This is a genomic window from Thioclava sediminum, assembly GCF_002020355.1.
Classification (GTDB): Bacteria; Pseudomonadota; Alphaproteobacteria; order Rhodobacterales; family Rhodobacteraceae; genus Thioclava; species Thioclava sediminum.
The window spans coordinates 274298-293754 of the sequence record NZ_MPZV01000002.1 but is presented as its reverse complement, the minus strand read 5'-3'; the positions used below and the strand labels follow the sequence as shown (position 1 = coordinate 293754).

General features: G+C 64.4%; 20 protein-coding genes. 15 read left to right on the top strand and 5 right to left on the bottom strand.

All coding sequences use genetic code 11. From position 1 onward, the window contains the following. Window position 1: 1 nt before the first annotated feature. From BMI91_RS08640 to hypE, 9 genes are all read left to right on the top strand, one after another. Window positions 2–832, top strand: a complete 831-nt coding sequence (locus BMI91_RS08640) for a hydrogenase expression/formation protein (RefSeq protein WP_078604679.1) — start codon at window positions 2–4, stop codon at window positions 830–832. After that, the gene (locus BMI91_RS08635; protein WP_078604678.1) at window positions 829–1668 is read left to right on the top strand and encodes a [NiFe]-hydrogenase assembly chaperone HybE; all 840 of its coding nucleotides are present in this window, start codon (window positions 829–831) and stop codon (window positions 1666–1668) included. Before BMI91_RS08640 ends, BMI91_RS08635 begins: the two co-directional genes overlap by 4 nt. Next, window positions 1665–2549: a hypothetical protein gene (locus BMI91_RS08630; protein ID WP_078604677.1), complete on the top strand. Its 885-nt coding sequence runs from the start codon at window positions 1665–1667 to the stop codon at window positions 2547–2549. The genes BMI91_RS08635 and BMI91_RS08630 overlap by 4 nt, the downstream gene beginning before the upstream one ends. After that, complete coding sequence (hypA, locus tag BMI91_RS08625) at window positions 2542–2883, top strand: hydrogenase maturation nickel metallochaperone HypA (RefSeq protein WP_078604676.1); 342 nt, start codon at window positions 2542–2544, stop codon at window positions 2881–2883. The genes BMI91_RS08630 and hypA overlap by 8 nt, the downstream gene beginning before the upstream one ends. Further along, on the top strand, window positions 2883–3782 hold the full coding sequence (gene hypB / locus BMI91_RS08620; protein ID WP_078604675.1) for a hydrogenase nickel incorporation protein HypB: 900 nt from the start codon (window positions 2883–2885) through the stop codon (window positions 3780–3782). The genes hypA and hypB overlap by 1 nt, the downstream gene beginning before the upstream one ends. Next, the gene (locus BMI91_RS08615; protein WP_078604674.1) at window positions 3779–5254 is read left to right on the top strand and encodes a sigma-54-dependent transcriptional regulator; all 1476 of its coding nucleotides are present in this window, start codon (window positions 3779–3781) and stop codon (window positions 5252–5254) included. Before hypB ends, BMI91_RS08615 begins: the two co-directional genes overlap by 4 nt. After that, a complete protein-coding gene (gene hypC, locus BMI91_RS08610; protein ID WP_078604673.1) occupies window positions 5254–5541 on the top strand; it encodes a HypC/HybG/HupF family hydrogenase formation chaperone in 288 nt (95 codons plus the stop codon). Before BMI91_RS08615 ends, hypC begins: the two co-directional genes overlap by 1 nt. A gap of 5 nt (window positions 5542–5546) precedes the next feature. Further along, entirely contained in the window at window positions 5547–6689 is a 1143-nt protein-coding gene (gene hypD, locus BMI91_RS08605; RefSeq protein ID WP_078604672.1) for a hydrogenase formation protein HypD, read from the top strand. A gap of 113 nt (window positions 6690–6802) precedes the next feature. Then, window positions 6803–7822, top strand: coding sequence for a hydrogenase expression/formation protein HypE (hypE, locus tag BMI91_RS08600; RefSeq protein WP_078604671.1), 1020 nt, complete (start codon window positions 6803–6805; stop codon window positions 7820–7822). On the opposite strand, the gene pdxR is transcribed toward hypE, so the two are convergent. Next, window positions 7819–9255 carry a MocR-like pyridoxine biosynthesis transcription factor PdxR gene (gene pdxR, locus BMI91_RS08595; RefSeq protein WP_078604670.1) on the bottom strand — a complete coding sequence of 479 codons (1437 nt, stop codon included), beginning with the start codon at window positions 9253–9255 and terminating at the stop codon, window positions 7819–7821. The two genes, hypE and pdxR, sit on opposite strands and share 4 nt — an antisense overlap. A gap of 66 nt (window positions 9256–9321) precedes the next feature. On the opposite strand from pdxR, the gene BMI91_RS08590 reads away from it, so the two are divergent. Further along, window positions 9322–9978 (top strand): pyridoxamine 5'-phosphate oxidase family protein, encoded by a 657-nt coding sequence (locus tag BMI91_RS08590; protein ID WP_078604669.1) that lies wholly within the window; start codon window positions 9322–9324, stop codon window positions 9976–9978. Here the strand turns inward: BMI91_RS08590 and BMI91_RS08585 are convergent. From BMI91_RS08585 to BMI91_RS08575, 3 genes are all read right to left on the bottom strand, one after another. Then, window positions 9975–11588, bottom strand: coding sequence for a hypothetical protein (locus tag BMI91_RS08585; RefSeq protein WP_078604668.1), 1614 nt, complete (start codon window positions 11586–11588; stop codon window positions 9975–9977). The genes BMI91_RS08590 and BMI91_RS08585 overlap by 4 nt on opposite strands. Further along, window positions 11576–12106, bottom strand: a complete 531-nt coding sequence (locus BMI91_RS08580) for a hypothetical protein (protein WP_146684030.1) — start codon at window positions 12104–12106, stop codon at window positions 11576–11578. The genes BMI91_RS08585 and BMI91_RS08580 overlap by 13 nt, the downstream gene beginning before the upstream one ends. A 104-nt stretch (window positions 12107–12210) precedes the next feature. After that, entirely contained in the window at window positions 12211–12681 is a 471-nt protein-coding gene (locus BMI91_RS08575; protein WP_078604666.1) for a hypothetical protein, read from the bottom strand. A 394-nt stretch (window positions 12682–13075) separates the two neighbouring features. Between BMI91_RS08575 and ugpB the strand changes: the two genes are divergently transcribed. From ugpB to BMI91_RS08555, 4 genes are all read left to right on the top strand, one after another. Continuing rightward, window positions 13076–14389, top strand: coding sequence for a sn-glycerol-3-phosphate ABC transporter substrate-binding protein UgpB (gene ugpB, locus BMI91_RS08570; RefSeq protein WP_078569990.1), 1314 nt, complete (start codon window positions 13076–13078; stop codon window positions 14387–14389). Between the two features lie 68 nt (window positions 14390–14457). Then, window positions 14458–15339: a sn-glycerol-3-phosphate ABC transporter permease UgpA gene (gene ugpA, locus BMI91_RS08565; protein WP_078520423.1), complete on the top strand. Its 882-nt coding sequence runs from the start codon at window positions 14458–14460 to the stop codon at window positions 15337–15339. 32 nt (window positions 15340–15371) lie between these two features. Continuing rightward, window positions 15372–16208 carry a sn-glycerol-3-phosphate ABC transporter permease UgpE gene (gene ugpE / locus BMI91_RS08560; protein ID WP_078605102.1) on the top strand — a complete coding sequence of 279 codons (837 nt, stop codon included), beginning with the start codon at window positions 15372–15374 and terminating at the stop codon, window positions 16206–16208. Between the two features lie 9 nt (window positions 16209–16217). Beyond that, on the top strand, window positions 16218–17270 hold the full coding sequence (locus BMI91_RS08555) for an ABC transporter ATP-binding protein (protein ID WP_078604665.1): 1053 nt from the start codon (window positions 16218–16220) through the stop codon (window positions 17268–17270). On the opposite strand, the gene bhcR is transcribed toward BMI91_RS08555, so the two are convergent. After that, window positions 17267–18067: an HTH-type transcriptional regulator BhcR gene (gene bhcR / locus BMI91_RS08550; protein ID WP_078604664.1), complete on the bottom strand. Its 801-nt coding sequence runs from the start codon at window positions 18065–18067 to the stop codon at window positions 17267–17269. The genes BMI91_RS08555 and bhcR overlap by 4 nt on opposite strands. A gap of 196 nt (window positions 18068–18263) precedes the next feature. Between bhcR and bhcA the strand changes: the two genes are divergently transcribed. Next, the gene (gene bhcA / locus BMI91_RS08545) at window positions 18264–19457 is read left to right on the top strand and encodes an L-aspartate--glyoxylate aminotransferase BhcA (protein WP_078604663.1); all 1194 of its coding nucleotides are present in this window, start codon (window positions 18264–18266) and stop codon (window positions 19455–19457) included.

Below are 19457 nucleotides of genomic sequence, written 5' to 3'. Positions count from 1 at the left end.
GATGGTTTCCAATTTCCACCTTCCGCCCATGGGCTTCGGTCCCGGCTCGCAACCCGAAGACGAAGATGCGCAACTCGAATACATGCAGCTCCCTTCGGGTATGCGCACCTATTCGGCGCATATGCCTGACATCGACGACCCGTCCAGCGTCACGCCCGCGCTCAAGACGCTGGCCGATGTAGCGAAGGCCTGCGAGGCGGCGGCGCAAGGCGGCATGGCGAGTTTCGATCTGAGCCATCTCGACGCCGAGAACCGCGCGCTCATCGCAGAGACGATGGGGCAGGGCGAGGTCGCGATGAAGATCCGCGGTATCCCGGCGCTGGCGGTGCAGGAGTCGGTCTTCGCGGGCGTCTGGATGATCGCAGGTTCTGGCGTCGACAAGATCGAGGTCGGTCCGGTCCCCTCGGCGGCGCTGAGCCGCGCCTTCGAGCCGTTCCGCAAGGCCGAAGGCAAGACCCATCCGCGCGGTCCGGGTGTCGTGAACGCGCCGGCGCTGATGGCCGAACTGGAGGATAAATCGGGCAGCTTCATGGGCGGCGAGCCGCATGTGGTGAACCTGACCCTGCTGCCCCATACCGAGGAAGACCTTGTCTGGCTCGATGCGGCGGCGGGCGAAGGCGCGGTGACGATCCTGTCGCGTGGCTACGGCAATTGCCGCGTCACCGCGACCGCGCTGCCCCATGTGTGGCGTGTGCAGTTCTTCAACTCGATGGACACGCTGATCCTCGACACGTTCGAGGTCACCACGATGCCCGAGGTGGCGATCGCCGCGAAAGAGGATCTCGTCGACTCCGCCGAGCGGATCGTCGAAGTGCTGGAGGCGATCCGATGAGCGTTGCGGGGTTCGAGGGAAGCTACATGGGCGCCAATGACCGGATTTCCGATCAGGCAATCATGGAATGCAAGATCTGCTGGACGCCCTACGATCCCGCGGAGGGCGACGATTTCCGCCAGGTCCTGCCCGGCACGCCGTTCTCGATGCTGCCCGAGGACTGGCATTGCCCCAATTGCGACGCGCCGAAAGAGCAGTTCATGGTGCAGACCGATCCGGGCGCGCCCGCGATGCTGGAGGCGCGTCGGATCGAGGAGCAGGTGGCCAAGCTCACGGCCGATTTCCGCGAGGTCTGGCATTCGAAAATGCGCGACGTGCCCTTGGTGAACAAGGCGCTCTCGGTCGAGCCGGTGGGGTTCGTCTCGCACGAGGGGCGCGGGCTCGGTGTGCTTGTCAGCCCGTGGTTCATGAACCTGATCATGTTGCCACGCGAGGGCGAGGACTGGTCGGCGCTGGTCCCCGGCGCCAAGGAAAACATCGATTTCCCGTCCGGCACGTACGAGTTCATCCATAACGTCCGCGAGATGGGCGGCGGCTACAAGGCGTGTTCGCTTTTCTCGCCGATGGGCGATTTCCAGACGCAGATGCAGGCGACCGATGTCGCCCGCGCGATCATGACGGAGCTGTTCAAGGACGAGAACCGCGCCGAGACGGATCGCAAATCCGAAATCCGCGCCGGTCGCGAGGCCGAACTTGCCGCGGTCGAGGAGGCCGAGGCTGCGCAGGCGGCGGAAGATGCGCGCGTCGAGGAGATGGCGCAACCGACCCGGCGCAAGCTGATCTCGGCCGGTCTGGCCGAGGATGCGCCGCGCGACGAGGCGGATGACGCGGAATGACCCAGACGCTCGGCATAACCATCGCGCGCGACGGCGCTCGGCTGAAGGCGGTGCTTGCGCTGCCCGTGCCGAGCCCGGTTGAGGCGATGATGCTGGGCAAGACCCCCGAAGAGGTCGCGGAACTGATGCCGCGCCTGTTCAACCTGTGCGGCATGGCGCAGGGCCTCGCGGTGCGGTTGGCGACGGGGCTGGAGACCGCCGGATGCGACCCGCGGCGCGAGATTTTGCGCGACCATCTCTCCAAGCTATGCCTGCGCTGGCCCGCGCTGATTGAACACGACCCGATGCCGCTGCCCGCGGATTGGTCGAAGGGCGGCGCGGCGCTGCAGCGCTGGATCTGGGGCGGTGCGCGGCCCGCGCGGCTGGCGGACTGGCTGAGTTCCGGTGCGGGGATCAGTCCGCTTCTGGCCGCGATCGCGGAGCGCTTCGCGCCGGGCGAAGCGGTGGCCGATCTGCCCGACCTGTCGCAGCCTTTGTCGATGGTGCCGCAGGAGAATTCCGCTGCCGGTCGGGTGCGCGACGCGGATCTGATGCGTCAGGCCGAAGCGCGCTACGGCCGCGGACCGCTCTGGAGGGCGCTGGGGCGCGTGGTCGATCTGGATCGGATGTGCTTCGATGCGCCGCCCGCGCGCCGGATCGCGCCGGGCGTGGCCTCGGTCGCGGCGGCGCGGGGCGCTTATACCTTGCAGGTCAGATTGAATGGCGGTCGTGTGAGCGCGCTCACGCGGATCACGCCGACCGACCATCTGACCGTGCCGGGTGGGATGTTGCAGCGCAGCTTGGAGACCCTGCCCGCAGAGAAAGCGTCTTTGGCAAGCTTGGTTGTGGACATACTCGATCCCTGCGTGCCAGTTCTGATGCGGGAGGTCGCCGATGCATGAGATGTCGATCGCCGAAGGCATCCGCGGCGTGATCGAGGATGCGGCCAAGGCCAACAGCTTTTCGCGCGTGACCACGCTGCGGCTCGAAATCGGGCGCTTCGCAGGCGTCGAGAAACACGCGCTGGAATTCGCCTTCGACGTGGTGATGCGCGGCTCGCCCGCGGAAGGTGCGGAATTGCAGATTATCGACATCCCCGGCAAAGCGCTCTGCTATGATTGCGCGGAGAGCGTGGAAATCGAACATCGACTGGACCCTTGCCCGAACTGCGGCGGCGGCAAATTGCTGGCGCAGGGCGGCGAGGAGATGCGGATCAAGGATATGGAGGTGCTCTGATGTGCACGGTGTGCGGATGCAGCGGACATAGCGTGGAAGATCAGTTCCGCGCCCATCTGGAAAAGAGCGGTCAGGCTGCGCCGAAAGCGGCGCCTCTGGCGGTGCTCGCGCAAGCGGCCCCGGCGCCGCCTGCACCCGCGCAGGGTCATCATTCTCACGATCACGCCCACCACCACGACCACGGCGATATCCATATCGGCCTTGGGGCGGCAGGCACCGAAGTGCCGGGTATGAGCCAGGAACGTCTGATCGAGATCGAGACCGATATCCTGTCGAAAAACAATGATTTCGCCGGGAAGAACCGGGTGCGACTGGCGCAGAAGGGTATCTTCGCGACCAACCTCGTCTCCTCTCCCGGCTCGGGCAAGACCACGCTTCTGTGCCGCACGATCGAGATGCTGGGCGATGCGCCGCTCGCGGTGATCGAGGGCGACCAGCAGACGACCAATGACGCCGACCGCATTCGCGCGACAGGCGCGAAGGCCATTCAGGTGAACACCGGCAAGGGCTGTCACCTCGACGGGCGCATGGTGGAAACCGCGCTGGACCGGCTCGCGCTGCCCGAAGGGTCGCTGCTGTTCATCGAGAATGTCGGTAACCTCGTCTGCCCCGCCGCCTTCGATCTGGGCGAGGACGCGAAGGTCGCGATCCTGTCGGTCACCGAGGGTGAGGACAAACCTCTGAAATACCCGGATATGTTCGCCGCCGCCGGTCTTGCGATCCTCAACAAGACCGATCTCGCGCCCTATTGCGATGTCGATCTCGACCTCTACGAGGCGAATATCAAGCGCGTGAACCCGGAGATCGAGGTGCTGCGCGTCTCGGCCCGCACGGGCGAGGGGATGCAGGCGTGGCTCGATTGGCTCAAGCGCGGGCTCGACCGGAAGGCCGCGTCATGACCGGCTCGACCCCGGCCATCCTCCTCGTCGATGACGAGCCCCATTCGCTTCAGGCGATGAAAATGGCGCTCGAGGACGAGTTCGAGATCCTCACCGCGCCGGGGGCTGAAGAGGCGATGTCGGTGCTCGAAGAGGAATGGGTGCAGGTGATCTTCTGCGATCAGCGCATGCCCGGCCGCTCGGGGGTCGATTTCCTCACCGAAGTGCGCGAGCGCTGGCCGGAAACGGTGCGGGTCGTGATCACCGGCTATACCGACAGCGCGTCGATGGTGGCCGCGATCAACGATGCGGGCATTCACCAGTTTATCGCCAAACCCTGGCATCCCGAGCAGCTTCTGGCGGTGGCCCGCAATGCCGCGCGGATGTTCCAGCTGTCGCGTGAGAACGAGCGGCTGACGCTGGAGATGCGGTTCCTCAACTCGACCACTGAGACGCGGGTCGAGAAGCGGCGCCGGTCCTTGCGCGAGGGGATGGGGTTCGAGACGATCCTGCGCGCGCCCAATTCCGCGATGAACGCGGCGGTCACTCTCGCGCGGCAATATGCCAGCTTCGACGTGCCGGTGCTGATGACGGGTGAGCCGGGCACGGGCAAGACGCAGATGGCCCGCGCGATGCATTACGGCTCGCTGCGCTCGGAGAAGCCGTTCTACGAATTGAACATTTCCGGCATGCCGGAAGATCTCGCGATGGTCGAGCTGTTCGGCGCCAAGCGCGGTGTGCTGCCCGGTGGCGTGGCCAAGATCGGGCTGGCGCAGAAAGCCGATCGCGGCACGCTCTATCTGGCGGGGATCGAGGGCGCGAGCCCGGCATTGCAACTCGCGCTGCACCGGATGCTGCGCGACGGGGTCGTGACGCCGGTCGGCGGGCAGGAGGCGGTCTCGACCAATCTGCGACTGATCGCGGGCGCGTCGGGCGACCTGCGCGCAGGCGTGGCCGAGGGGCGGTTCCGCACCGATCTTTACTATGCGCTGAGCCTTGGCGAGATCGCGATCCCGCCGCTGCGCGCGCGGCGCGGCGACGTGGCGATGCTGGCGCAGGCGATCCTCTCCGAGATCGCGACGAGCCACGGCAAGCCGGTGATGGGCTTCGAGGCGGCCGCGCTGGAATTTCTGGAGAATTACGACTGGCCGGGCAATCTGCGCGAACTGACCAACGAGGTCACGCGGATGCTGATCTTCGCGCAGGACAATGTGCTGGGCGCCGAGCTGATCTCGCGTCACATCCTGCAGGCCGATCCGTCGGATGAGGGCGCCGACCGCGCCGCCGAGGATGTGATGACCGCTGAGGGCACGCTCAAGGACCGGATCGAGCTGATGGAGATGCGCATCCTGCGCGAGACGCTCACCCGCAACCGCTGGAATAAGAGCCGGGCTGCGGCCGAGCTGGGCCTGTCGCGCGTGGGCCTGCGGGCGAAACTGGATCGTTACGGCATCGCCGACCCGTCGGTGGCCGCTGAGGAGGAGAGTGACTGATGTGTTTGGGTATTCCGGGCCAGATCGTGGCGATCACCGATGAGACGCGCCAGATGGCGATGGCCGAAGTGTCGGGCGTGCGCCGCGAGGTGAACGTGGCCTGCGTGGCCGAGGGCGCGCTCGAGGGACTCGTGGGCCAATGGGCGCTGATCCATGTCGGTTTCGCGATGAGCCTGGTTGACGAGGACGAGGCCGAAAAAACGCTCGAGGCGCTGCGCGATCTTGGCGAGGCGCAAGAGGCTCTGGAACAGATGGCCGCGGGCGATGCCGCGCTGGCAGGGGAGTGAGACAGATGAAATTCGCATCCGAATTCCGCGATCCGAAAGCCGCCAAGGTGCTGCTGGCCGAGATCGCGAAGGTGGCCGATCAGATCGGCGCGACGAAGGACAAGCCCGTTCACATCATGGAGGTCTGCGGCGGGCATACCCATTCGATCTTCCGCTACGGTCTCGACAAGCTGGTCCATGAGGGCATCGAGTTCATCCACGGCCCCGGCTGCCCGGTCTGCGTGCTGCCGCGTGCCCGCGTCGATGAATGTATCGAGATCGCCGAGCGGGAGGGCGTGATCTTCACCACTTTCGGCGATGCGATGCGCGTGCCGGGCACGAAGAAATCGCTGCTGCAGGCGAAGGCCGATGGCGCGGATATCCGCATGGTCTATTCGCCGCTCGACGCGCTGGAACTGGCGCGCCGTAACCCCGAGCGCGAAGTGGTGTTCTTCGGCTTGGGGTTCGAGACCACGACCCCCTCCACGGCGCTTGCGATCCAGCAGGCCGCGCGCGAGGGCTTAGGCAATTTCAGTGTGTTCTGCAATCACATCACCGTGCCCGAGCCGATCAAGGCGCTGCTGGATGATCCGCATATGTGCCTTGATGGCTTCATTGGGCCCGGTCATGTCTCGATGGTGATCGGCATCCATCCTTACGATTTCATCGCGCAGGATTACGGCAAGCCCATCGCGGTGGCAGGCTTCGAACCGCTCGACTTGCTGCAATCAGTACTGATGGTGCTGCGCCAGATCGCGGAGGGCCGCGCCGAGGTCGAGAACCAATATGCCCGCGTCGTGCCCGAGCATGGCAATCCGGTGAGCCTTGCCGCGATCGACGATGTCTACGAGACGCGGCCGTCCTTCGAGTGGCGCGGTCTGGGCGAGATCGACAAGTCGGGGCTGCGCATCCGTGCGCAATACGAAGCCTATGACGCCGAGGAGAAGTTCGGCATTGGCTATGCCACCGGTCGGCGCGAGGTCGAAGAGGCCGAGGGTTGCGCCTGCGGGCAGGTGATGACGGGGCGGATGAAGCCGGTGGACTGTCCGCAATTCGGGCGCGGCTGCACGCCGGAAATGCCGCTTGGCGCACTGATGGTCAGCTCCGAAGGGGCCTGTGCGGCCTATTGGCAATATGGCGGCGCGCGCGCTGTCGAGCCGGCGGAGTAAGGGGGCGCTGCCCCCGTCGCCGGAGGGCGAGAAAAGGTTAGGGAAGAAGGGGCTCCGCCCCCGCGGCTTTGCCGCTCCCCCGGGATATTTGGACCAAGGCGAAGGTAGGTAGAATGGCTTTGCGCGACGAGCGGGTGACGCTGGCCCATGGCGGCGGCGGCAAGGCGATGCGGGATCTGATCGAGGAGGTGTTCACTTCGGTCTTCGCGCCGCCCGGCATGGAAGATCAGGCGCGTTTGCAGGCCGAGGCGCTGGCCGAGCCCGGCGCGCGGCTGGCCTTTACGACCGATAGCTATGTCGTCACGCCGATCGAGTTTCCGGGCGGCGATATCGGCAAGATCGCGGTTTGCGGCACGGTGAACGATCTGGCTGTGGGCGGCGCGACACCGCTCTGGCTCTCGGCGGCCTTTATCATCGAGGAAGGCACCGAGATCGCGCTTCTGCGCCGGATCGTGGCGACGATGGCGCGCGAGGCGGAGGCGGCGGGCGTGAAGATCGTCACCGGCGATACCAAGGTGGTCGGGCGCGGGGCCTGTGACGGGGTGTTCGTCACCACGGCGGGCGTCGGCGTGATCCCCGGTGGGGTCGAGATGGCCGCAGGACTGGTCGCGCCCGGCGATGTGGCGATCGTGAACGGGGTGCTGGGCGATCATGGCGCGACGATCCTTGCCGCGCGCGGCGATCTGGCGCTGTCGAGCGCGATCGAGAGCGATTGCGCCGCTCTGGGGCATCTGATGGCGGATGTGCTGGCGGTGGCACCGGGCGCGAAAGCCGCACGCGATCTGACGCGGGGCGGGTTGGCCTCGGCGCTTAACGAAATTGCGGAGGCTGCGGGTTGCGGGATCGAGATTGAGGAGGATGCGTTGCCGCTGCGCACCGAGGTCGTGGGGATGTGCGAGATCCTCGGGCTCGATCCTTTGTATCTGGCCAATGAGGGGCGGCTCGTGGTCTTCGTGCCCGAGGCCGAGGCCGAGGCGGCGCTGGCCGCGATGCGCGCGCGCCCCGAAGGGTCCGGTGCAGTGATCGTGGGCCGTGCGGTCGGGGGGCATAAGCAGGTGCGAATGACGACGGCGTTCGGAGGTCAGCGCATCGTCGATATGCTGGTGGGCGAGCAGTTGCCGCGTATCTGCTAAAGCGTCTTTAGCAGGGTGCGCAGCGTGTTTGCGGCGGTGCTTAGCGCCCGTTCGTCGAAGGCGGCATAACCCAACAGAAGTCCCTGTGGCGCGCCGGGCAGGCGGGCGTGGGACGATAGCGCCCGCAGCGTGAGACCTTCTGCCTTTGCACGTTCGGATATCGCACGGTCGCCGAAGGGGGCGAGGGCCGGGCCGAGGCCTGCGCAGAGATGCATTCCCGACGGGTCGGGCTGAAGCTGGAGATAGTCCTCCAGCCCCGCCAGTTCGCTCAGCAGGTAACGCTGGCGCTTCGCGTAATGGCGCCGCATCCGCCGCAGATGGGTCGCGAATTCGCCGCTCGCCATGAAGCTCGCCAGCGCTGGTTGCGGAACCATCGAGACCCGCGATCCGGTCGTCGCAATCGCCGTTCGCATCGGGGTCACCAGCCGCTCGGGCAGCACGAGATAGCCGATCCGCAGCGCCGGGCTGAGCAGTTTCGAGAAGCTGCCCATATAGATCACGCGCTGCAACCCATCGAGCCCCGCCAGCGCCGGCAGCGGCTGGCCGCGATAGCGGAACTCGCTGTCGTAATCATCCTCGACGATCAATGCATCGCGCTCGCGCGCCCAGTCAAGCAGTGCCAGCCTGCGCGTCAGCGGCATCGCGATCCCGGTCGGGAAATGGCGCGAGGGGGTGATGGTGACCGCGCGGGTCTCGGGCGGCAGATCGGCGGGGTCGAGCCCCTCGGCGTCGATGCGCACCGGGCGCTCGGTGATCCCGCTTGCGGCCAGCACATGGCCCATCGTCGCCCAGCCGGGATCTTCGGTCGCCATCAGCGCGCCGGGGGGCAGCGCCGCCCGCGCGATCAGGTCGAACCCGTCCCACGCACCGCCGGTGATCACCACCTGTTCGGTCGCGCAGTCGAGGCCGCGCCATGCCGCGAGGTGGTCGCGGATCGCCTGCCGCAGCGAGGGCCAGCCGAACGGGTCAGGCCGGTCAAGAAGCGCGGGATCGGGGTTGCGCCATGCCCTCTCGAGGTGGCGCGCCCAGAGCCTGTGCGGGAACAGCGCCTGATCGGGCAGGCCGGGCTGAAAGGGTAGCCACGTCTGTGCCGCGTGCGGCTGCGAATGTGAGGCGTCCCGCGGCGCGGGCGGTGCGAGATGGGGCAGGTCCTCGGCCACATAGGTGCCGCCGCTGGGGCGGGTGCTCAGATAGCCCTCGGCGATCAGCTGATCGTAGGCGGTGGTCACTGTCATGCGCGAGACCGACAGCTCCTCGGCCAGAGCGCGGCTTGGCGGCAGGCGCTCTCCGGCTGCGGCGGGATCGGCGCGCAGCATCTCGCGCAGCGCTTGCGTCAGCTGCGCGTGCAGCGGCACGCCGGAGTGCCGATCAAGCGACAGGCCGAAAAGAGAGGCGTTCAGATTGGACTGGTGCATTTTGGCGAAACTGGACATGTTTTCCTATCCAATAGGGCGGTATCGCTGCCGGGACAAGATTGACCCGCTTTAATAGAGACGCCCATGACCGAGACCCTTCCCGTGACCGACCGTTCCCGCCTGCGCCGTCTGCATGAGCGCGGCCATTTCGACCGCGATACGATCAACGCGATCCTCGATGCGCAGCCGATGTGCCATGTGGGCTATGTCCGCGATGGCAGGCCTTACGTGACGCCGACCATGCAATGGCGCGAGGGCAATCACGTCTATTGGCACGGTTCTTCCGCGAGCCGCGCGCTGCGCAGCGAGACGCAGGCCGAGGTCTGTCTGACGGTGTCGATCCTCGACGGGTTGGTGCTGGCGCGCTCGGGTATGCATCATTCGCTGAACACGCGCTCGGTGATGCTCTTTGGGACAGCATTCAAGGTGGAGGACCCGACCGAGAAGCTGCAAAAGCTCGGCAATTTCGTGAACCATCTCTATCCGGGCCGCTACGAGATGCTGCGTCCCGATCACACGCAGGATCTGAAAGCGACGACCGTGCTGGGGATGGAGATCGCCGAGGGCGCGGCGAAGATCCGGACCGGTGGGCCTAGCGACGACGAGGAGGATTACGCGCTGCCGATTTGGGCCGGGGTGATCCCGATCCGTATGGAGGTGGGCGACCCGATCCCCGATCCGCGCAATCTCGACGCCGTCGAGATGCCCGCGCATGTGCGCGATTTCCGCTATGGCGGTTAATTGGCCTGCGCGATCTGGTCGAGCTGTTCCAGCCGCTTTTCGTAGAAGAAGGTCAAGCAATCTATCAGGTTGCGGAATTGCAGCGGATCGTTGGTGTCGATGAGCCCGGGGCGGCAGGCACGGTCGCGGACGCTCAGCCAGCCTCGCTGGCTTTGCTTCGTGGCCTTTGCGTCCCTTTCGACGGCCTGTCCGTAAAGCTTGCCCAGCAACCCGTCTAGCTGTCCAAGCGGGCGGATCAGGCAAATCACCTCCGCCGCCGGATCTAGCTTGCCAGTGCAGTCGAAGCTGGGGCCGGTGACATCGGGGAATTTGTTCAGGATCCGCGCGATCCATTCGGCGGGTTCAATCGCGGGGAAGTTATTCCAGACGCTGTAGGGACCGAGTATGGTGAAATTGCTGATCGGATAGGGGGCATTATAGTCGAGTATCTCGCGTCGCCGGTCCTCGGGGAAGTTCGGGGAATGAATGTCGGGGGAATAGGTCTGCACATACCAATCGCCATCCGGCTTCCGGAAGACTGTACAATCCATACGACCGGTTCGCAGCATCATGTTCTGGAAGAAATACACGTCATCGCCTTCCGGCGGTAGAAATGTGCGCGAGTAACCGTCCACTTCGAGGCGCGGCAGCGGGCCGCCTGAGCGCTTCACGTTCGTGGGAATCAACGCCCCGGTCGGTGGAACGTCGTAGCTTCCGTGCGCGACCGAGTCCCAAGGCGCGTCGAACCAGGCTTCTCCGCCGGTGTTTTCGAATACCACATAGGTGCAGGCGTTGAATGCCCCGAGCAATCCGATCTGCGCGGGATAAGTCATGCGATCGGCCACAAGTGTCGTCTTGGTGGCCTTCAATGCCGCGACATTGTTCAGAAGCAGATACTGCTCAGCCAACGGACGCTCATCGTCTTGACGATATTTCTTTCCGATCATCGCGAAGACGAAATCCGGGGCGAGTTCCCAAGCGCTCATCCGTTTGGTGATCTCGTTGATCGCATCTTGGGCCTGAGCGTAAAACTGATTTGCGATGAGCTTACTGAGTTCTTTCGAGAATGGCGTGCCATCCGACACCTGAATTGCGCTCGTAATGCTGGAAAATGGGGCGTGAAAGCCAACAACAGCTTCGGAGTGAATATGCCGGATCGGCATTTCTTTCGCGCCGCGGGCCATGCGGACAGAGCCACCCAGGAACGCGATTGCGCAGGCGGATAGGCACTGATCGCCCTTGCCGACATAGGTCTCGAATCCCACGATCTGGTCGGAGAGCTTTAGCCCTGCGTAGAAGTCGCCACCTTCGCTATTGAGTGACACCACGACGTTCTTCTCGTTCACGCCAAGAGATTGGCTCTGGTTGAAAATCTCGCTGGCGTGCTCCGCTACGACCTCACTGAACTTCTCCGCGTCCCCGGTCTCGATCTCCCCCTCGATCCGAATGTGCAGGTAATCCTTGAAGTCGAAACTGTCGCCCGCGTGAATGGCATCCCCAAACGCTTCCTCCCCGAAAGGAAGCACGAATTCGTCGGTAATCGGCGGTGCCCAGTAGATGTCGGCTGCTTGGGAAGTCGGCGCGAAAGTGAGAGTGCTCAGCAGGGCGAGGGCTGGGATCAGTCGTCGCATCGGGCCTCCACGAAGTGCTGCAGGCCGGTCCCGAGCCCGGAAGTACCGAAGGTTTCGCGCACTTGGGTGAGCGGGCCTTGGTAGAGGTCGGCGAAATTCGCGGCGTAGCCGCAGAAGTAGTCCGTCGCGATCTGTGCGTCGCAGCGTTTCGTCGCGATGCACAGCTCGACCTGATCGAAGAAATTCGCCATCTCTGACACGGCCGCGAATTGCTCCTGACGCTTCACGGGAGGGCGTTTCTGGAACAACAGCTCAAGAAATTTTTGCCGCTGCGCGGGAGGAATGCCGCCTTTGATCGCTGTGACTTTGGCTAGGGCGTCCGAGTTCTGCCACCAGAACTGCGCAAGTTCGCGGCGGGCGCTTCCTGCATATTCGAGGTCGGAAAACCTAGCCACCATCTCGAGCGAGAGATCGGCCTTCCGGTCCTCGCGCCATTGGTAGATTTGCCCGGCGGTGAAGACGAGGGCAGCTATCGTGGCGATCCAGGAGCCCATCTCGATCTTATCCCGGAGGCTCATGGCCGTGTTGGACGCGACTTCGGGCGGGGCGGTCGTATCCGTTTCAGGCGCGTCGGAGGGCACATTGGGGGCGTCTGCGGTAGCGGGCGGCGTTTGCCCCGCGCTCACTGCGGGCATCCCGAGAAATCAAGCTCGGCCACCGGAATTTCGGTCGTCTCGTCGAGTTTCGCGACCTGCTTGCGCGCGACGCTGTCGAAGCTGTCGCGCAGGCATTCGAGCTGCGCACGGGTCAACACGAGCACTGCAGCTTTGGGATTGGCGGGGATGACCGCGCCGGATTGCAACCGCGGCAGACCTTCCGAGTCGATGGCGGAATTGCGGCTCGTTCCCTGTGCGATCTCCGCTGCGGTGGGGTCGAAAACCCCGTCCTTACAGAAGCCCACGAAGAGGATTGACGGGAATGCCCGTTGCTCGAGGTAGTCGGTTGCATGATCGCGCAGGCATTCGGCCTGATCCCATCGCAGGGCGGGACCTTCACCGGAGCTTTGGGCATAAGCGATGCCCGTCGATGCGAGGGCGATCCCTGCGGCGGCAAGGATCGGAAAGGCAGAAAACTGATACGACGCAAAGAACATGACGATGATCCGAACCGAGTTGAACCATTTCAGCAGGCTAGCAAATCGGAGGGATTCGGCAAAGCGCGGCGGGGGTGGGGCGAAACATGCTCGGACGTTGCGCGGTGCTGTCGGTTTTTGTTCGGTTTTGGTCGAAGCGCGCAAAAATGCGCTTCACAAAATCGTGAGCAATGGATCGGCCTAACTTCGAGAAACTTCGAAATTCCTATGAAAAATAGGGATTGAGGAGGCACGGCTCCGCATCGGGTAACGCGACCGAGCGTGAAAGCGAAAACGAAATCACTCTCTTGTTTTGTTCCTGTTACATCCGCACACTACGCCGCGTAGCGCGGAGGCTTCGCACGGGGCCTCAGATCCATCCAACAATGAATCCCGCTACATATGGGAGGAAGACATGAAGAATTTTGCACTCGGTGCGGCGCTTGCGTCGGCCTCGCTCATTGCGCCCTTCACGGCCAATGCGGCGACGGAAATCCAGTTCTGGCACGCCTTTACCGGCCGTCTCGGCGAGCTCGTCGATCAGCAGGTCAAGGACTTCAATGCCAGCCAGGACCAGTATGAGGTCGTGGCGACCAACAAGGGTAACTACTCGGAAACGCTGAACGCCGGGATCGCGGCGTTCCGCGCCGGTGAGCAGCCCGACATCCTGATGGTGTTTGAGGTCGGCACGGCGACGATGATGGCCGCCAAGGGCGCGATCAAGCCGGTCTATCAGGTGATGGAAGACGCGGGCGTCGACTTCAATCCCGACGATTATATCGGCGCGGTGAAGGGCTACTACACCACCACCGACGGCAAGATGCTGTCGCTGCCCTTCAACTCCTCGACGCCGGTTCTCTGGGTCAACCGCGACATGCTCGACGAGGCAGGCGTGGCCAAGGATGCGCCGCTGACCACCTGGGAAGATGTCGGCAAGGTGCTCGACCAGCTGAAGGCTTCGGGCGTCGATTGCCCGATGACCACCGCATGGCAGAGCTGGATCCAGCTCGAGAACCTCTCGGCCTATCACAACGTCCCGTTCGCCAGCCAAGAGAACGGCTTCGCCGGTCTCGACGCGAAGCTGGAATTCAACGGCCCCGTTCAGGTCAAGCATATCCAGACGCTGGGTGACTGGGCCAAGAAGGGTGAGTTCATCTACAAGGGCCGCCGCAACGAAGGCGGCGCCGATTTCCGCGCTGGCACCTGCGCGCTCTTCACCGAGAGCTCGGCCGGGTACGCGGGCATCAAGTCCGAAGCCAAGTTCAACTTCGAAGTGCACCCGCTGCCCTATTGGGGTGACGTGGACGGTGCGCCGCAGAACACCATCATCGGGGGCGCTTCGCTTTGGGTGATGTCGGGCAAGGATGACAGCCATTACAAGGGTGTCGCCGAATTCCTGAGCTATCTCTCCTCGCCGGAAGTGCAGGCGAAGTGGCACCAGGACACCGGCTACCTGCCGATCACCAAGGCCGCGGCTGATCTGACCCGCGAGCAGGGCTTCTATGACGCGAACCCCGGCACCGATGTGGCTGTGAAGCAGATGACCGCGAATGCGCCGACCGAGAACTCGAAGGGCATCCGTCTGGGCAACTTCGACCAGATCCGCGGCATCATCGACGAGGAACTGGAAGCTGTCTGGGCCGGTGACAAGACCGCTCAGGACGCGCTCGACAACGCGGTGGAGCGTGGCAACCAGCTGCTGCGCCGCTTCGAGCAAGCCAACCGCTAACCCAAATCCGGCCGCGGGCGGGGGAAACCTGCCCGCGGCTATTTCTATTCGAAGGCCCCGATCCCGATATGGAAAAACGCGTAACCTTCAAGGGCTGGCTCTTGCCGATGCTGCTGCTTGCGCCGCAGTTGATCGTCTCGGGCGTGTTCTTCTTCTACCCGGCGGGCGAGGCGGTGTGGCAATCGCTGTTCATCCCCGATCCGTTCGGCCTGTCGATGCAATATGTGGGCCTCGGAAATTTCGAATACCTGTTCAACGACCCCTATTACCGCGCGTCCTTCGTGACGACGGCGGTGTTCTCGACCCTCGTGACACTGGTCTCGATGATCCCGGCGCTGTTCCTCGCGGTGCTGGCGGATCGGCTCGTCAAAGGGGCGGGGACCTATCGCACGCTGCTAATCTGGCCCTATGCGGTCGCGCCCGCGGTGGCCGGTGTGCTGTGGCTCTTCATGTTCAACACGCGGATCGGTGTGGTCGCCTTCTATCTCAACCAGATGGGTTACGACTGGAACCATGTGCTCAACGAGCATGAGGCGATGGGGCTTGTCGTCGTGGCGTCGGCCTGGGGGCGGATCAGCTACAACTTCCTGTTCTATTTCGCGGCGCTGCAAGCGGTGCCGAAATCGGTGATCGAGGCGGCGGCGATCGACGGGGCGCGGTTCTGGCGGCGCTTCTTCACGATCGTGCTGCCGCTCTTGTCGCCCACGACCTTCTTCCTGCTGGTCGTCAACATCGTCTACGCCTTCTTCGAGACCTTCGGCGTGATCCACACGATCACGTCCGGCGGGCCGCAACAGGCCACTACGATCCTCGTCTACAAGGTCTACGCCGACGGGTTCGTCGGTCAGGATCTCGGCAGCTCCGCCGCTCAATCCGTGGTGCTGCTCGTGGTCGTGGGCTTCCTGACGGTGCTGCAATTCAAATTCGTCGAGAAGCGGGTGCATTACTGATGGCTGACATGCACAACGAACCGCCCCCGGGCATGGTGGAAAAGCGCGGCTCCGGTCTGTGGCTGACCCATGTGCTCATGATCGTGGGCGTGCTGGTGATCTTCTTCCCGATCTGGCTGGCCTTCGTGGCCTCGACCCATACCCAGCAAGAGATCGCGCAGGCGCCGATGCCGGTGATGCCGGGCTCGCACCTGATCCAGAACTACTCGGATGCGCTGTTCTCCGGGGTGAACGTGCCGGTCGCGACGATGCTGGTGAACTCGCTGGTGATGGCGCTGGGGATCGCGCTCGGCAAGATCGCGATCTCGCTCTTGTCGGCCTTCGCGATCGTCTATTTCCGCTTTCCGGGGCGGCGCTTCTTCTTCTGGATGATCTTCATCACGCTGATGCTGCCGGTCGAGGTGCGGATCGTGCCGACCTACGAAGTCGTGGCGGGCTTCGGGATGCTCAATAGCTATTCCGGCCTGATCCTGCCCCTGATCGCGTCGGCCACGGCGACCTTCCTGTTCCGGCAGTTCTTCCTGACGGTGCCCGACGAGCTGGCCGAGGCTGCGCGCGTCGACGGCGCGCGCCCGATGCGCTTCTTCTTCGATATCCTGCTGCCGATGAGCCGCACGAATATCGCGGCGCTCTTCGTGATCCTCTTCATCTATGGCTGGAACCAGTATCTCTGGCCGCTTCTCATCACCACCAATCCCGAGATGAACACCATCGTCATGGGGCTCAAGCAGATGTTCCCGTCGGGCGACGATATCGCAGATTGGCCGGTCATCATGGCGACCTCGATCCTCGCGATGATCCCGCCGGTGATCGTGGTGATCTCGATGCAGAAACTCTTCATTCGCGGCCTCGTGGACAGCGAGAAATAAGGGCAGACAATGGCGACCGTTGAACTCGAAAATATCAAGAAACGTTTCGGCAAGACCGAGGTTCTGCACGGGGTCTCGATCGACATCCAGGATGGCGAATTCATCGTCATCGTCGGTCCGTCCGGCTGCGGGAAATCGACGCTTCTGCGCATGGTCGCGGGGCTGGAGAGCATCTCCGAGGGCGAGATCCGCATCGGCGAGGCCCGCGTGAACGAGCGCGAGCCGATGGACCGCGACATCGCGATGGTGTTCCAGAACTACGCGCTCTACCCGCATATGTCGGTGCGTCAGAACATGGGCTATGGGCTGAAAATCGCGGGCATGGCGAAGTCGGAGATCAAGCGACGCGTCGACGAGGCGGCGAAGCTGCTGCAGCTGTCGGACTATCTCGAGCGCAAGCCGCGCGAACTGTCGGGCGGGCAGCGTCAGCGGGTGGCGATGGGCCGCGCCATCGTGCGCGAGCCCTCGGTCTTCCTGTTCGACGAGCCGCTGTCGAACCTCGACGCCAAGCTGCGGGTGCAGATGCGCGTCGAAATCCGCGAGCTGCAGCGCAAGCTCGGCGTGACCGCGCTCTATGTGACCCACGATCAGGTCGAGGCGATGACCATGGCCGACCGGATGATCGTGATGAACGGCGGCGTGGCCGAGCAGATCGGCACGCCGCTCGAAGTCTATGAACGCCCCGTGACGATCTTCGCAGCGCAGTTCATCGGCAGCCCGTCGATGAATGTCATCGACGCCGAGGTGCGCGCCGGTCAGGTGATGCTGGGCCATGTCACGCTCGGCCCGACCGATCTGCCCGATCGCCCGGTCAGCCTCGGGATCCGGCCCGAACACCTGCATCCCGATGACAACGGGCCGCTGACGCTAAATGTCACCCTGTCCGAGCCGCTGGGCGCGAATACGCTCCTGCACGGCACGCTGGAAGGGCGCGGCGAGGCAATGACCGCGGCGCTGCCGGGCGTGCATATGGAGAAGCAGGCGGTGGAGCAGGTGCGGCTCTCGGTGAACGCCGAGGACCTGCATCTCTTCGATCCGAAAACCGGTCAGCGGCTGAATTAAGCCGCGCCGATCCGGTGGCTGATCGCTTTCGCGGCCTGAGCGACCGCGTGCCCGAGTACGGGCAGGCGGCTATCGGGAATTCGCTGCACAGGGCCGGAGACCGAGATCCCCGCGACCGCGTCGCCATGCGCGTCGAAGATCGGCGCGGCGATGCAGCGCATGCCCAGCGTGCGTTCTTCATCGTCCACCGCGTAGCCCTGCGCCGTGATCCGCTCCAGTTCTGCGCGCAAGGCTTCCGCATCGCCGATGGTGCGATCATTGAACTGCGCGAAATCGTAATCCGCGAGGAGCTGGTCGAGCCGGTCCGGCGCATAGGTGCTCAGAAGCGCCTTGCCGATGCCCGACGCGTGCAGCGGCGCGACCGTGCCCGGTGGGAAGAACGCCCGGATCGGATCATGCGTCTCCACCTGCCCAGTGAACAGAACCTGTCCCGCGCGCTCCACGCCCAGATTTGACGTCTCTCCGGTCGCGCGCATCAGATCCTGCATCAGCGGCCGGGCACGCTCGAAGACATTGGTGCGCCTCAGGAAGGCCGAGCCGATGCGGAAGGCCGCCGGGCCGATATGCCAGTCCTGCGCCTCGGGCTCCACGAAATCGCGGGCATGAAGCGTGGCCAGAACCCGGTGCATCGTCGCGGGCGACTGGTCCAGCTCGCGCGCGATGGCGCTCAGCGACAGCCCGCCATGCCGCGCCAGCAGGTCCAGCACGTCGAGCGCCCGGTCCAACGCAAGGATCGTGCCCTGCGCGGGGTCGGTGTTGAAGCCTTTCGGGCGGCCCTTCCGGCGGGGCGTGGTCATCGGGCGCACCTCTGAGCGGCAAAAAGAAATATCTTACGCAGTATAAAGCAAAATCTAATTTCACTGTGTGAAAAAAACAAAGCCCTGAATTCCATAAGAATTCTTGGCTGACGCGGCGCAAACGCCCACGATCCGTAAAAATTTCTGCGTCAGCCGCGCCATGGTAGAAACGCTTCCGACACATGGAGGAGGCGTCATGATCCATCTCAATCCCGTTTTCATTCCGGGCCCGACCAACATCCCCGAGGCGCTACGCAAAGCCGTCGATATCCCGACGATGGATCATCGCAGCCCCGGTTTCGCCGATATCATCCATCCGGCGCTGGACGGTGTGAAGAAAGTGCTCAAGACGACCACGGGCGAGGCCTTCGTCTTCCCCGCGACCGGCACCGGCGGCTGGGAGACGGCGATCACCAACACGCTCTCGCCCGGCGACAAGGTTCTGGCCTGCCGCAACGGGATGTTCAGCCATAAATGGATCGACATGTGCCAGCGTTACGGGCTGGAGGTCGAGGTGGTCAGCGTCGCGTGGGGTGAGGGCATCCCGGTCGAGCGCTTCGCGGACATCCTCGGCGCCGACACGGGCCACCAGATCAAGGCGGTGCTCGCCACACATAACGAGACCGCAACCGGCGTGACCTCGGATGTCGCGGGCATCCGGCGCGCGATGGATGCGGCGGGGCATCCGGCGCTGTTCTTCGTGGATGGCGTCAGCTCGATCGGGTCGATGGAGTTCCGGATGGATGACTGGGGCGTCGATGTTGCGGTCACTGGCAGTCAGAAGGGCTTCATGCTGCCGCCGGGCCTCGCCATCACCGGCTTTTCGCAAAAGGCGCTGGAGGCGGTCGAGGGCGCGAAGCTGCCGCGCTGCTTCTTCGACATTCGCGACATGCGTACGGGCTACGCGGCCAATGGCTACCCCTACACGCCGCCCGTGGGGATGCTGAACGGGCTGAAGGCGTCCTGCGACATGCTGCTGGAGGAAGGGCTGGGCAATGTCTTCGCCCGTCATGCCCGGATCGCGGAAGGCGTACGCCGCGCGGTGGCGGCCTGGGGGATGGAGCTTTGCGCCGTCTCGCCCGATCTCTACTCCAACAGCGTCAGCGCGGTGCGTGCGCCCGATGGGTTCGACGCCGGCCGGATCGTGGCGCAGGGGCTGAATACTTATGGCGTGGCCTTCGGGGGCGGGCTGGGCGATGTCGCGGGCAAGGTGTTCCGCATCGGGCATCTGGGCCTGATGACCGATGTGATGGCGCTCTCGGGGCTGGTCACGGCCGAGATGGCGATGGTCGATCTCGGCCTGCCGGTGAAGCTGGGCAGCGGGGTTGCCGCAGCCCAGGCGCATTACCGCGAGACCGCCGCCACCCCTGTGCGACAAGCCGCCGCGTAA